Origin of the sequence: Thalassotalea nanhaiensis (assembly GCF_031583575.1) — a bacterium.
GTDB classification, from domain to species: domain Bacteria; phylum Pseudomonadota; class Gammaproteobacteria; order Enterobacterales; family Alteromonadaceae; genus Thalassotalea_A; species Thalassotalea_A nanhaiensis.
Genome location: NZ_CP134146.1, coordinates 513,260 through 527,978, shown reverse-complemented (window position 1 = coordinate 527,978; position 14,719 = coordinate 513,260). Strand labels below are relative to the sequence as shown.

The following is a 14,719-nucleotide window of genomic DNA, read 5'->3' as shown; positions in this document are numbered from 1 at the left end:
ATTAAGGTAAATGATAACACAACTTTGAAAACTGGTGCTTGACTCATTCAACACAAAAGTTAAAATAGTGTACACTTGTACGCTCAAATGATTATATAGAAGAGATTTTAATGACCAAGCCTCGTTTACTATGGATAAATATCCTAGTTTTCTTAGCCACTTTCCTTGTCGCAGCAGTTGCCGTTCCTTATAGAGCCATTACCCACGGATTTGACAGCTTTGAAATAATAACCGCAATCATTTGTTTTTGCTTTTGTGGTATTTCTATTACCGCTGGTTACCATCGTTTATGGTCACACCGTACATACAAGGCGCACGCATCAGTAAGATTCATTTATGCAATTGGCGGCGCATTTGCCCTACAAAATAGTATTTTGCATTGGAGTTCTGATCATCGAGTGCATCATAAGCATGTCGACAATAATGACGTTGACCCTTACTCTGCCAAAAAAGGTTTTTGGTTTTCACATATTGGTTGGATGTTAAGAGATTACCATCGAGAAACGTATAGTAACTACGATAATGTTAGGGATTTACAGAAAGAAAAAATAGTAATGTGGCAGCACAAAAACTATCTATTACTTACTATTATTACTAACTTTGGTATTCCTATTGGTCTGGGCTTATTACATGGCGATGTTTGGTCGAGCATATTACTTATTGGTGTAATGCGATTAGTACTAAGCCATCATACGACTTTCTTCATTAACTCACTTGCCCATATTTGGGGAAAGCAAACCTATACGAAGAAAAACACTGCCCGTGATAATGGAATATTAGCGTTTTTCACATTTGGCGAGGGTTACCATAATTTTCATCACATCTTTGAAAATGACTATCGCAATGGCATACGTTGGTTTCATTTTGACCCAACCAAATGGATTATCAAAGTGTGCAGCTATTTAAATTTAGCGCATAGTTTACGAAAAACCCCTGAAGATAAAATAGCTAAGGCTAAAGCTCATATGCAATTAGTTAATAGCCAAACTAAATTACAGCATTCTATTCATGCTGAAGAGTTAATTAGCAAACTGCAGCATGAATATGACTTACTTATAGATCATATGACTTTGTATTATGAAACAAAGAAAAAACTGATCGCGCAAAAAGGTAATCAACTATCTGAAGATGTTGAACGCTCAAGCTTAGTGCAACATTACAAAGAATTAAAAGAAAATCTAAACCTACGTTATAAAAACTGGGATTTATTGAGGGCACAATATGCTTAATAAAATATTTAGCTTAGGGTTAATTGTATTTTCTTTAAGTTTGCACTCTGCTTCTGCATCTAATGCAGAAACAGCAATAACAGAGAAAAGCTTTACGATTTATTTAGTCAGACATGCAGAAAAACAATTAAATATTAAAGATCCTGAATTAACAACGTGCGGTCATGAAAGAGCTGCCGCTGTAGCAAATCAATTAAAACTTGTTAATTTAGATAAGCTCTATAGCACTAACTTTAAACGAACTATGCAAACAGCACAGCCCGTTGCTATTAATAAGAGCTTAGATATAACGAATTACAACCCCAAAGAATTACAATTACTGGCCACAAAGTTAAAACACAATCATGAGAATGCAATGGTTGTTGGCCATAGTAATACTACTGCAGTGTTAGCTGGTTTATTAGCAAACCAGCCATTAGGTAGTTTTGATGAGTCTATTTACAACAGAATTTATCAGGTTGTTATCTTTAAAGATGCTGTGCAATTAAATATCTTACAACAAAGCTTTGTTTGTAGTGACTAGGGCTATGTTAGATATCATTGGGATTTACAGTTGATTGTTTACCGGCTTTAATAATTTCAACTTGCTCAACTCTAAATGGTTTTCCCCATTGTTGAATGGTCATTATATCGTTATCAACTTTACCAAAAATCTTTATTTTGGCCCCATTTTGCTGATATTTTTTATCTAGGTTTAATGGTAAAAAGCGTTCGCCATTATCACCAGTAAAGCCAAAGAACCCCCCTTCAAGATTGTAAAATTTTAATGTTCCTACATACCACTGCCCTTGTATTGGGGCTTTGCTCAATTCACTTGTAGGTGGCGGAGTATGATGTTTCATTGGCAATGCCTTTTCAGTATTTGATGCTGTGGTAGAAGTTTCGCTCAAAGACTCGTTAGCACAAGCGCTGGTGATCAGTGTTGTAGAAACTATCATCAATGTAGTTAAAAGATTTTTCATATTTATACCTTAAACGTTATCAATTTAAACGAGGTTATCAGTTACGGCCTCTAAAAAACATTATCAAAAATAGCTAATCTGATTTATGTACGTGTACATCCATTTGTGGGTACGGAATATTGATCCCCTCTTTATTGAATGTTTTATAAGTATTTTCGTTCATTGCAAAAAATACATCCCAGTAATCTTCAGCCTTAACCCAAGCTCTAACGGCGAAGTTTACTGAACTATCAGCTAAAGCAGATACCGCAATAAAGACTTCAGGATCTTTGAGGATACGCGGATCATCATCACACAATTTTTGAATAATTGCTTTTGCCTTATCAACATCATCACCATACCCCATACCGATAGTCCAATCTACTCGCCGTTGACTTTCAGTGGAATAGTTTGTCATTGAACCAGTAGCCAAACCACCGTTAGGTATAATGATAGTCTTGTTATCTGGCGTTTTTAATATCGTATTAAATATCTGGATTTCTGAAACTTTACCAACATAGCCCTGAGCATCTATTACATCTCCGATTTTAAACGGTTTGAAAATCAAGATCATCACGCCGCCGGCAAAATTTTGTAAAGTCCCTGACAGTGCCATGCCAATAGCCAAACCCGCGGCACCTAAGATGGCAATAAATGAGGTCATTTCGATACCAATCATACCGAGCACAGTGATAGCCAGTAGTACTTTCAGCAGAGTAGAACATAAACCTTTAACGAATGGTTTTAATGATTCATCTACATTGCCTTTATCGAGGACTTTGCTCAAACCAATAATTAACGCTTTTATTACCCATGCACCAATGATCCAAACAAAAATTGCAGCTACAATTTTGGGGCCAAAGTCCATAATAAGAGTAGTTAGCTGAGTAATTAGTTTTTCATGGTCCATAAATTAATCCTATACAAACAATTATCATGTGAATAAGTATAGAGGTTATTTGGAAAGTACTATTAATAAACAATAGATTATGAGTTGGCGGGACTAGTTAAACAGATCCTGAAATAAATTCAGGAAAAAGGCATTCGTTTCTCGTTTCTCGTTTCTCGTTTCTCGTTTCTAATTTTTACCCAATAAAAAAGGCCGCGTTAGCGACCTTTCTTTAGTGTTCTATAAATTATCGATATTAGTCGATGATTTTAGATACAACACCAGCACCAACTGTACGGCCACCTTCACGGATAGCGAAGCGTAAACCTTCTTCCATCGCGATTGGGTTGATTAGCTCAACAACAAACTTAAGGTTGTCGCCAGGCATTACCATTTCAACACCTGCAGGAAGCTCTACAGCACCTGTGATATCTGTTGTACGGAAGTAGAACTGTGGACGGTAACCTTTGAAGAATGGAGTATGACGACCACCTTCATCTTTACTTAACACGTATACTTCTGATTCGAATTTAGTGTGTGGGTTAACTGAACCAGGCTTACATAATACTTGGCCACGTTGTACTTCTTCACGCTTAGTACCACGTAATAAAACACCACAGTTTTCGCCAGCACGACCTTCGTCAAGAAGCTTACGGAACATTTCAACACCAGTACATGTAGTTACTGTTGTGTCTTTGATACCTACGATAGCAACTTCGTCACCTACACGTACGATACCACGTTCAACACGACCTGTTACAACCGTACCACGACCTTGGATTGAGAAAACATCTTCGATTGGAAGAATGAAGTCACCATCGATTGCACGCTCTGGCTCTGGAATGTAAGAATCAAGTGCGTCAGCAAGTTCAACTACTTTCTCTTCCCATTTAGCTTCACCTTGAAGTGCGCCTAATGCAGAACCTTGGATTACTGGTAAGTCATCACCTGGGAAATCGTATTCTGAAAGAAGTTCACGAACTTCCATTTCTACTAATTCTAATAACTCTTCGTCATCAACCATGTCACATTTGTTCATGAAAACAATAATGAATGGAACACCAACTTGGCGAGATAGTAAGATGTGCTCACGTGTTTGTGGCATAGGACCATCTGTAGCAGCAACTACTAAGATAGCGCCATCCATTTGTGCAGCACCTGTGATCATGTTTTTAACGTAATCGGCGTGACCTGGACAATCTACGTGTGCGTAGTGACGTGTATCTGTATCGTACTCAATGTGAGAAGTATTGATTGTAATACCACGCTCGCGCTCTTCTGGAGCGTTATCGATTTGTGCGAAATCTTTAACTTCACCACCGTGTACTTTAGTAAGTACAGCTGAGATTGCAGCAGTTAATGTTGTTTTACCGTGGTCAACGTGTCCGATTGTACCTACGTTTACATGTGGTTTCGAACGTTCAAATTTTTCTTTAGCCATTTTTCTAATACCTTAAAAGTTATATACAACTGGGCGGCAACCCAATCTTTTTTGTTTACTACTATATATGTATTCGATTCCCAACAAATTCTAGTCGAACAATTCAAAATTGACCAACAATTATACAGAGAGTCTTTTCAGGGGCACAATTTAGCAAACTCTCTCGATATTGTCTAAACTTTATGCTTTTCTAGAGCAAAAATAAGCAAAATAATTGTAAAAACACCGAATTTAGCCACCTAAAGGCAAATTTTTTTTAAAATAAACAACTAAGTTGGTTAATTTTTATCAAATTTTGATGTTAGTTTTTCTTAGTTGATGTATAATCCGCGCAAAATTTTTTAACGTAACTTTTAATAGAAATAGAGTAATACAATGGCAGATTTATCAAAATACAGAAATATTGGTATTTTCGCTCACGTTGATGCTGGTAAAACAACAACAACTGAACGTATATTAAAACTAACAGGTATGATCCATAAAATTGGTGAAGTACATGACGGTGAGTCAACAACTGACTTCATGGAACAAGAAGCTGAGCGCGGTATTACTATCCAATCTGCTGCTGTAACATGTGAATGGAAAAAGCATCGCTTTAACGTTATCGACACCCCTGGTCACGTTGACTTCACAGTTGAAGTTTATCGTTCATTGAAAGTACTAGATGGCGGTATCGGTGTATTCTGTGGTTCTGGTGGTGTTGAGCCGCAATCAGAAACTAACTGGCGTTACGCGAACGAGTCTAAAGTTGCTCGTTTGATTTTCGTAAACAAATTAGACCGTTTAGGTGCTGATTTCTACCGTGTTAAAGATCAAGTGCAAAACGTACTTGGCGCACGTCCTCTAGTTATGACTTTACCAATTGGTGAAGAAGATGATTTCGTAGGTGTAGTAGACGTACTATCTCAAAAGGCTTACTACTGGGATGATTCAGGCCAGCCTGAAAACTACGAAGTAAAAGACGTTCCAGCTGATATGGTTGATGATGCTGCTGCTTACCGTGAAGAAATGATCGAAACTGCTTTAGAAGCAGACGAAGATTTACTAATGGATTACTTAGAAGGTGAATTAACGCCTACTGAAGAGCAAATCAAAGCATGTATCCGTAAAGGTACTAACGAGCTTATGTTCTTCCCTACGTACTGTGGTTCAGCTTTCAAAAACAAGGGTATGCAATTACTACTTGATGCTGTTGTTGACTACTTACCATCTCCAACTGAAGTACCACCTCAACCGCTAACTGATGAAGAAGGTGAGCCAACAGGTGAATTCGCTTTAGTTGATGCAGACGAGCCTTTCCGTGCTTTAGCATTCAAAATCATGGATGACCGTTTCGGTGCTCTTACTTTCGTACGTGTATATTCAGGTACATTAAATAAAGGTGATACAGTTCTTAACTCATTCACTGGTAAAACTGAACGTATCGGCCGTATGGTTGAAATGCAAGCTGAAGATCGTACAGAACTTAGCTCAGCACAAGCTGGTGATATCTTAGCTATCGTTGGTATGAAGAACGTTCAAACTGGTCATACTTTATGTTCAGTTAAAGAACCTTGTACTCTAGAAGCTATGGTATTCCCTGAACCAGTAATCTCAATCGCTGTTGCACCTAAAGATAAAGGTGGTTCAGAGAAGATGGGTGTTGCTATCGGTAAGATGGTTGCTGAAGATCCAACGTTTAAAGTTGAAACTGATGAAGATTCAGGCGAAACAATTCTACGTGGTATGGGTGAGCTTCACTTAGATATCAAAGTAGATATCCTTAAGCGTACTTACGGCGTTGAATTAAACGTTGGTAAGCCACAAGTTGCATACCGTGAGACTATCACTCAAGAAATTGAAGATTCTTACACGCATAAGAAACAATCTGGTGGTTCTGGTCAGTTCGGTAAAATCGATTACCGTATCAAGCCAGGCGAGCCAAATTCTGGCTTTACTTTCACTTCAACAGTTGTTGGTGGTAACGTTCCTAAGGAATTCTTCCCAGCTGTAGAGAAAGGTTTCAAATCTATGATGGATACTGGTGTTTTAGCTGGTTTCCCTGTACTAGATGTTGAAGTTGAATTATTCGACGGTGGTTTCCACGCAGTTGATTCATCTGCTGTTGCTTTCGAAATCGCTGCTAAAGGCGCATTCCGTCAGTCAATTCCAAAAGCTGGTGCTCAATTAATCGAACCTATCATGAAGGTTGACGTATTTACTCCAGAAGATCACGTGGGTGATGTTATTGGTGATTTAAACCGTCGTCGTGGCATGATCAAAGACCAAGAAGCTGGCACTTCAGGTGTTCGTATTAAAGCAGACGTACCTCTTTCTGAAATGTTCGGTTACATCGGAACTCTACGTACAATGACATCAGGTCGTGGTCAATTCTCAATGGAATTCTCACACTACAACCCATGTCCAAACAACGTAGCAGAAACTGTTATCGCTGAAGTTAAAGAGCGTGAAGCTGCTAAGAAAAAATAATTAGTTATATAATTATTTAATTCTTATAAAAGGTCGCATTAGTGGCCTTTTTTTTACTTCATGCATGATGGAATGCAAACCACCATGGAGGGTTTTAGGTTTGTAAAGTACATGGAATTCTCTCGTCAAACCTAGGAACCCATGTCCAAACAACGTAGCAGAAACTGTTATCGCTGAAGTTAAAGAGCGTGAAGCTGCTAAGAAAAAATAATTAGTTATATAATTATTTAATTCTTATAAAAGGTCGCATTAGCGGCCTTTTTTTTATTTCATGGATGATGGAATACAAACCACCATGGAAGGTTTTAGGTTTGTAAAATACATGGAATTCTCTCGTCAAACATCAGAACCCATGTCCTAACAACGTAGCAGAAACTGTTATGGCTGAAGTTAAAGAGCGTGAAGCTGCTAAGAAAAAATAATTAGTTATATAATTATTTAATTCTTATAAAAGGTCGCATTAGCGGCCTTTTTTTTATTTCATGGATGATGGAATACAAACCACCATGGAAGGTTTTAGGTTTGTAAAATACATGGAATTTTCCCGTCATGTTTTTGGACGGGATCTCCTTCAGCGTATTGTGCATAGATATTTACTATCTTGATAAAGGGTAGTAATTATTGGCTAATCGGATGCAATTCTGCAATATCCTGTGGCGCTCCTGGACCGTGACAAAACTGACATTGCTCTATAATTATTCCATTATCAATATCACTTTGTGTAGTAGAGAAACTGCCTCCATTAGACTCCATATGACCTTGCGCCAGCTCACTGTCGTGGCACGAACTACATACAGCTGCTGTAGGGGATATAACGATATCATCATTTGGGTCTGAAACTTCAACGCCGGTATTAACAGATGTCGCTAAAACATTATCTGCAAGTGGTAATTCAAATGTGCCGTCGCTATGACAAATAAGACAGTTTCCTACCTCTCCAGGAAAGGTATTATCATAAACATGAGTAGAAAAACCCTGGTAACCAACAATTTGTAATGGGTTTTCACGAATATTGGTGCCATGAATACCATGGATCATGGTTTTAAAATCTATAGACTCTTCTGTTTTGCCATCAGTAGGTGGTGTAGCTGCGATTGCTCTCACTCGTTTATCAGTATTTCGTGGGTTATGACACATAACACATGCTTCAATATTATCGTTGCGATTTCCACCATGCATTGATAATTCACTGTGACAGCCAAAACAGTTATTTAGGTCTACAACTATTCGACGAGCAGTAGGAGATGTGTCTGTTATAGTAAAATAATCTACAACATTCGTTAATGGAACACTTTGATAATCTGGATTGTTAACATCACCAAAGTTAACCGCAGGATGACCTTCAATATTTACCGCACCGCTGCCTGTAGCCGAAATTAAAGGCGCTTGGCTACCGTCTGGCACTGCCACACTAGATTGCACAGTAAAGCTGCCATCACCTACAGCCGTCGCTTCTGTTAATGCATTTACTTGTACCGCGCTGGCATTGTCACCTTGATTACCAATATTCGTATAATCTGCTGTCGACCACGCTATATCAACAGCTAATGAACTTAAATCGTTGGTAAACTCTTCGTCAGTTAAAATATCATATAATGCGTCGTTATCTTCTGGGTTACTGATACTAAATTGAATTAAAGGAAATTCCCCAGGCGCTGTTTGACTAATATTTAAAATATTTGCAGCGAATAGGGATTTTGCTTCGTTGATCAGGTTTTTATGTTTATCTTCAATAGAACCAGCAATAGCAGAGTTTTGGTGGCAGCTACGACAGTTAGTGTTATCTGTTTGGCCTCCCATGTGTTCAGAAAAAATGAGATCATCATGACATGATCCACAGGCTTGCATAGTAACGACTTCTCGCCAGTTGTCTCCGCTTTGGGTTACTGTAACGCCCGAAATCGCAGTAGCACCGCCAGCATGGCATTGACCACATTCAAGTATGTCGTTTGGAAAAGTGACTGCACTATAGTCATGCAAAGAGTCTTGATAGCCATAAATTTGATAACTACCACCGGCTTGCACAGACGGTAAATCTTTACCACGATGAATTTTGTGGATCATGTTCTTAAAATTAACTGTGTTACCACTATTGGCATCTGTTGAACCAGGATTATGACACGTTACGCAATAATCAACTTCAACCCTACCACCGCCGTGCATGGCTAATTCACCATGACAAGCATTACAGTTTTCCGTGGCAACTATATGCTGACTAAAGAGTCCATCGTATTGTGTTTTTCCAGAGCTAGGGTTCCAATCAAAGGTAACATTAACTGGCTCATTTAAATTGGCAATTTGAACTCCAACTCGATGAGTAAAGTTATCTTGATAATTTAAATTTAGCCCTTCTAATTCAGCTTGTTGTAGTAACGTTTGGTTGCTGGTTTCAAGTGGTTGACTAAACGTGTATTGGTACACGCCATTATTAAAGTTTACAAAACTACCTGTCGTTGCTTTTTCAGTTGTTGCCTGTAATTTTGCTTCAGTACCAGTTCCTACGCCAGGGTATTCAATTTTGTTAAGATAGGATTGCCAATTTCCGGTAAGATTTCCTTCTGGGCCTATCATTAATTTTGCCACGGTAAACTGTACGTCCTCAGCAGTTACTGTGGTGACGGGTTGACTGTCAACTTCAAAAAGCTGAAATTGTACGGTTAATTTTCCTGACTCAATCGTTGCAGAAGTAATAAAGTTACCAGGAGTGATTTCTTCTGTTTCTGATTTTTCCGTTACATTTTGGCTATTACTTTCAACTCCAGAATTGTCACTACCATCCCCTCCACAAGAAATGGTCAAAAATGCTAACAATAAAACTAGAACATTCTGAAGCGATAATTTTTTAAATCTGCCAATTTGCATAGTCAACTACCACCTTACCGTTTATGGACCATTTCAACATCGGCCGCTTCTCCGGGACCATGACATAAGGCACAGCTCTCCGTAGTGCTTTGCACCAAATCATAACTTTCATTAAATTTTGCCCCACCTGTTGAAATCATATGGGTTTGAGCTTCAGCAGAATCATGGCAAGAACTACAAGCAGTTGCCGTAGGAGTAGTATATTGATCTGTAATACCGGTAAATATTGGGGTATTAAACGCTAATGGCAATTGTGTAGTACCTTCAATATGACAACTATCACAATTAGCTATATCACCTGGAAAGTGGATATTTTCGGAAAACTCTCCTCTATATGGCTCCTCTCTAATATCAGTCGCGTGTACGCCGTGGATAAGATACCTAAAATCAGCATATTCGCCAAAACCAAGGCTGGCACCATGGCATGATGCACACACTAAAGGTTCACCACTAGGTACTGCATGAAAATTTACGTGACCTTTTTCAACCATAGAGAGGCGATTATGACAGCTGTTACACTTATCAATAGAAACAACTGTTCGTCTTGGAGTAACAGATGTTCCACTACTTGCGAAAAATTCTATTGGACTTTTGATGGGGCTTACATCATCAAAGCTGGTAGCGGTAGTATTTGGTCCATTTGCATGGCCCAACATCAAGACAGCAATAGTATCTTGACCATCAGGAATTGTTTTTGGTGTTAAACCAACCGTACTTATATCAAGAACAAAACTGTTGTCTGAACCTGCTTTTAAAATGCTTTCGGCAATAGCATCAATTTCAATATTTAACGCATCAAACCCTGTTAACCCTTCATTATCAAAATCACTTGCAGCATCCCATGAGACTCCCACTCTGATTTTACCATCAAACGTTTTTATATCTATTGGCACACCATTTTCAGTAACATTAAAAGTAACCACAGGGCTTTCACCTGGGCCAGTATTAATAACACTTTCAATATTCATCGCATAAGTTAACGCTTTTTCAATGGCAGTATCTCTATGGGCTTGGTTTGCTTGTTTAGAGTCAGGAGTTTCAGCACCTAAATCAGCATGGCATCCTGCACAATTGGTTTCTTCAGTGTAAGAGATATGCAAAGTAAACTCTTCGCCATTAAGTCGAATTCCCTCGGTAAAGAGTTTTTCATGGCATGACTCACATGCCGATTTTGTAGGGTTTGTCACCCAACTATGGCCATTATCAGTTATTGTTGCAGTCGGCTCAGGTATCATTTGAGTTTGCGAGAAAACAATATCTTCGTCACCTGCATGGCAACTGCCACAATTTTTTATATTTTGTGGAAAACCAGTCGTTGAATAATTGTGTTCGCTATTGCGATAGCCCCAAATAGTGAATGGTTTGCCATCATCAACAAAATTTTGCAGGTTTCGACCAAAATGAATTTTATGAATGAGTTGTTTAAAATCTACCGAGTTACCGCTATTACTATCATTTGTGTCTGGGTTATGACAGGTGACACAATATTGGGTTTGAGTTCGTCCACCACCATGTATGGCCAATTTATCATGACACGTGTTACAAGTTCCTTCGGTAACAATTTGTCGCGCATTGTGCGTTTGATAAAACATCTCAGACAAAGAAGTGCCGGTAATTCCATCAGTTGCAGTAGCAACCTCTGAAGGTACAAAGTCCACACAGATATTTTCAACATCAGCATTAAAACTAAACTGAATACAGCTTCGATGAACTTCTGTTAGAGCAGCAACGTCAGAAAACTGAAATGGGAAAGTATAATTCCAGCTGCCATCACCATTATTTTCAAATAAACCATTATTATCTGAAGTTGCTTGAGTTAATACTGACTTACCTGTAGCAAATTCGCTTTGCACTTTTTTGGCTGTATCAGCAATCAATTCAGGATCTGTGTCTTCTGTAAATGTAGTACAAGCATTGTTCTCATCGTCAACATCAGTCTGGTTGCGACAAATGGGATCTTCAAAAGTAACAAAATAACTTGTCCAGCTCATACCTTGCGCTTCACCGGCGTTTGTCACTAGCTTTGCCAGAGTAAACCTTGCGTTGCTAGAATTTAAATCAACAATTTGACTAACGCCATTAACCATTAAAGTGAATGTTAAGGTTAAACTTTGGTCTACTTTTACCCCTGACATTGCTGTACTAATAGTATCATCTTCGGTGATATCACCCGACTCAATTAAACCATTTTCAGGTGGAGGAGGCGTTACCGGCGGAGGTGTCGTTGGGGGTGTTCCACTTGCTGGTGGCGGTGTAGCTTCTATGCCCTTAGCTCTATCACCACCACTATCGCCATCACAACCAGCAAGTACGATACTTGCTAACAGTGACATCATGATAATTAATGTAGTTTTTCTATACATCGTTCACCTCAAAAGCCCTACTCAATTTGATACTTAAAGGAAAGTTGAAACACATGTAACTGGTCGTTAGCTGGGCGTTGACCTGTTCCCAAAACTTTCGCGATTGAATTTGGATTAACCTGATCATAGGCCCAATCCTTAGCATCAAATCGATAATATTGATAACTAAAGGAGAAGCTCATATTGGGCTTATAATGATACAAAGTTTTAAATTCAAAATGATGTTCTTTATTGCTCACATCGGGTAAGCCTATATTGGTTAAGTCAGTTGCCCCGCCAGAAGAATAATTATCATTTTTACTGGTGGAATCACTTAACCTATAATCAAAGTCCATCTCAATTTTTTTAGGTAAGTAGTCCCAATGTGCTGACAGACCAAGTGATACGGTACTGTCTTGTGGCTTTATCTGCCAGTTTCTTGCACTATCACTTGCTTGTGGTAGCGGTTCATATAAATCAAAGGCTGACTTTTCGTAACCACCAGTAAACTCTCTGCCCGTTTGTTCAAACTCATAACTGTCATAACTTAAATAACTCGAAAAATTGACGGTGTTTGAATATACCCAAACACCATTTAAAGTACTGAAAAAGGTTTTATCATTGGTTAAACCTAAAGTAGATTTGTCATAGTCATTTTCTTTAAAGCTGAGATCAAAATTAGCATGCATATTGTCTTCAATAGGATAACTAAAACTGGCTTTAGCATTTAATTGTTCACGGTTAGACAAATAGTGCTGACTAAGTAACGGGTGATTGGTATACCTTTGATTTTCAGGAGTCTGATTTATTAACTGAGCATCAAATAACGAAAAGTAAGATCTGTCCCAATGGTACAATGAGGCCGATCTGTCTTTATATCCTAGCTCAAACCTACTGGCCAAGTTGTTTTCAGAACGAGTTCTAAGCTTTAGTTTAATGCCATTTTCAATAGTGCTATTTACGGCATAGTTATATCGGTCAATTTCTTCATAGCCGTAAATCAACGAGACTTTACTGCGACTAGGTAAAGAATAGTTAGCTGTTAGTTCAAAGTAATTAGAGTTTTTACTATGGGGAGCATTGTAGTGGTGAAACTTTCCTTCCAGTGGAGCCCAAGTATCCGCAAAAACAACTTGATATGCATCTCGCGGACTTTGATTGTCGCGCTCCTTATAGCGATAGAGCCCCTTAAAGTTTAGAGTATTCGAATAGCGATATAACGCAGTAGCTTTAGCAGTAATGGTTATCACTTCGCCATCCAAGTTTGATCTTGGTAAGGAGCCACTTATCAACTGGCTATTAATTGTATATGGTAAATAGTTATCATCTTGACTAGCCATTGAATAGGAAGTATCAGCGAAAAATCGCAATGTTGGCGAGTAGACATAATGCCCTGAGATTCTTAATTGATGAAAATCATTATCGGGTTCGGCCCCTATTTGCCCTGTCCCATCAGGGTAGGCCACATTGGGCCCTATTAGAGAAGAATACGGATTTTGCCAAATGAGCGATGACTTATCATTGTCAAATTGAGAGAGTAAATAGTCTGCTTTTACAGAATAAAGCGCCTGATTATAGGCGATAGATAGCTCCATTTTATTGGTAGTTTGATCTATTGATTGCGGTAAAATTGCCGAATGTCCGTTTTGTACATTAGCGTAAAATGCAGCACCGGTAGTTTTTGTGCCGGTCTTTTCTTCAGAGCTAAAGTCAGAAGTTAAAAACCAGTTTTTACCAAAATATTGTGAATATTCTAGGCTGAGTCGCTCGCGTTCGAGCGTCTGCTCAAATGGACTGGCAATAGTATTAAATGCTGTCATACCATCAGTAGTTTGCGCTGCAACCCAACTATTTGGCAAAGTAAAGAGGCCTCTAGGTAAAACTAATGAATCACCATTATCTGAAAATGGTGTAAAACCGGTAAAATTTTTAACTTGTTGAATTTGATTAAAATGAAACGCTACTTTGTAAGCACGAACTTGTCCTAAAGCAATAGAAAGTTCACGATTATCTAACCCTAAGTTTTGTGCATTGAATTGCCAATAATCTGTCAATGTTGAATCAGTATTAAAATCTCGGTAAGAGCCAGATAAATTTACTTTTGTCCCTTCTTCACTTAAACCGTTATATTGCCCAAAACTAAAATTGTCATCACTTACATTTAGTACATCCAGCTGCACAAAACCAGGAGGACTTACTTTCTGAACTACTATTTTTGGCTGATACTTTTCTTCAGCTAAAAAAGCAAAAGGATCTTCTTCTTTGCTAACATCTACAATCTCTGAGTTGTCATTTTTACTTGTTTCAGGGATGGCCTTAGGTTGATACTTTTCGTCCTTTAAGAATGCAAATGGGTCTTCTTCTTTACTTGCTTCAGAAACGTCCGATGTAGTCTTTTCTTCTGCTTCTGAAATGGCTTTGGGTTGATATTTTTCTTCGGCTAAAAATGCAAATGGATCCTCCTCACCAGCTTGTTCAGCATAACTACTAATGCTAAATATTGCTGTTGCAAGCAAACAAGGTGATAAGCATTCATTTATTTTCAT

General features: G+C 38.4%; 9 protein-coding genes. 3 read left to right on the top strand and 6 right to left on the bottom strand.

The window, feature by feature from the left end; all coding sequences use genetic code 11:
• Positions 1-110: 110 nt before the first annotated feature.
• Positions 111-1,229, top strand: a complete 1,119-nt coding sequence (locus RI845_RS02455; protein WP_348388173.1) for an acyl-CoA desaturase — start codon at positions 111-113, stop codon at positions 1,227-1,229.
• Positions 1,222-1,752: a SixA phosphatase family protein gene (locus RI845_RS02450; RefSeq protein ID WP_348388172.1), complete on the top strand. Its 531-nt coding sequence runs from the start codon at positions 1,222-1,224 to the stop codon at positions 1,750-1,752. The genes RI845_RS02455 and RI845_RS02450 overlap by 8 nt, the downstream gene beginning before the upstream one ends.
• A 7-nt stretch (positions 1,753-1,759) precedes the next feature.
• Here the strand turns inward: RI845_RS02450 and RI845_RS02445 are convergent, their stop codons facing one another.
• The 3 genes from RI845_RS02445 to tuf form a co-directional block, all read right to left on the bottom strand.
• A complete protein-coding gene (locus RI845_RS02445; protein ID WP_348388171.1) occupies positions 1,760-2,191 on the bottom strand; it encodes a hypothetical protein in 432 nt (143 codons plus the stop codon).
• A 73-nt stretch (positions 2,192-2,264) separates the two neighbouring features.
• Positions 2,265-3,080, bottom strand: a complete 816-nt coding sequence (locus tag RI845_RS02440; protein ID WP_348388170.1) for a mechanosensitive ion channel family protein — start codon at positions 3,078-3,080, stop codon at positions 2,265-2,267.
• A 235-nt stretch (positions 3,081-3,315) separates the two neighbouring features.
• The gene (tuf, locus tag RI845_RS02435; RefSeq protein ID WP_348388146.1) at positions 3,316-4,500 is read right to left on the bottom strand and encodes an elongation factor Tu; all 1,185 of its coding nucleotides are present in this window, start codon (positions 4,498-4,500) and stop codon (positions 3,316-3,318) included.
• Between the two features lie 375 nt (positions 4,501-4,875).
• Here tuf and fusA point away from each other — a divergent pair, with 375 nt between their 5' ends.
• Positions 4,876-6,969: an elongation factor G gene (gene fusA / locus RI845_RS02430; RefSeq protein WP_348388169.1), complete on the top strand. Its 2,094-nt coding sequence runs from the start codon at positions 4,876-4,878 to the stop codon at positions 6,967-6,969.
• A 618-nt stretch (positions 6,970-7,587) separates the two neighbouring features.
• On the opposite strand, the gene RI845_RS02425 is transcribed toward fusA, so the two are convergent.
• The 3 genes from RI845_RS02425 to RI845_RS02415 are packed head-to-tail and all read right to left on the bottom strand — an operon-like array spanning position 7,588 to position 14,719.
• The gene (locus tag RI845_RS02425; protein ID WP_348388168.1) at positions 7,588-9,831 is read right to left on the bottom strand and encodes an OmcA/MtrC family decaheme c-type cytochrome; all 2,244 of its coding nucleotides are present in this window, start codon (positions 9,829-9,831) and stop codon (positions 7,588-7,590) included.
• Between the two features lie 14 nt (positions 9,832-9,845).
• Positions 9,846-12,194: an OmcA/MtrC family decaheme c-type cytochrome gene (locus tag RI845_RS02420; protein WP_348388167.1), complete on the bottom strand. Its 2,349-nt coding sequence runs from the start codon at positions 12,192-12,194 to the stop codon at positions 9,846-9,848.
• 17 nt (positions 12,195-12,211) lie between these two features.
• Complete coding sequence (locus tag RI845_RS02415; protein ID WP_348388166.1) at positions 12,212-14,719, bottom strand: MtrB/PioB family decaheme-associated outer membrane protein; 2,508 nt, start codon at positions 14,717-14,719, stop codon at positions 12,212-12,214.

Bases quoted from the DNA above. Each gene is read 5' to 3' on its own strand.
- RI845_RS02415 (WP_348388166.1), bottom strand. From the start codon at position 14,719: ATGAAAATAAATGAATGCTTATCACCTTGTTTGCTTGCAACAGCAATA.
- RI845_RS02455 (WP_348388173.1), top strand. From the start codon at position 111: ATGACCAAGCCTCGTTTACTATGGATAAATATCCTAGTTTTCTTAGCC.
- RI845_RS02425 (WP_348388168.1), bottom strand. From the start codon at position 9,831: ATGCAAATTGGCAGATTTAAAAAATTATCGCTTCAGAATGTTCTAGTT.
- RI845_RS02450 (WP_348388172.1), top strand. From the start codon at position 1,222: ATGCTTAATAAAATATTTAGCTTAGGGTTAATTGTATTTTCTTTAAGT.
- RI845_RS02420 (WP_348388167.1), bottom strand. From the start codon at position 12,194: ATGTATAGAAAAACTACATTAATTATCATGATGTCACTGTTAGCAAGT.
- RI845_RS02445 (WP_348388171.1), bottom strand. From the start codon at position 2,191: ATGAAAAATCTTTTAACTACATTGATGATAGTTTCTACAACACTGATC.
- RI845_RS02440 (WP_348388170.1), bottom strand. From the start codon at position 3,080: ATGGACCATGAAAAACTAATTACTCAGCTAACTACTCTTATTATGGAC.
- fusA (WP_348388169.1), top strand. From the start codon at position 4,876: ATGGCAGATTTATCAAAATACAGAAATATTGGTATTTTCGCTCACGTT.
- tuf (WP_348388146.1), bottom strand. From the start codon at position 4,500: ATGGCTAAAGAAAAATTTGAACGTTCGAAACCACATGTAAACGTAGGT.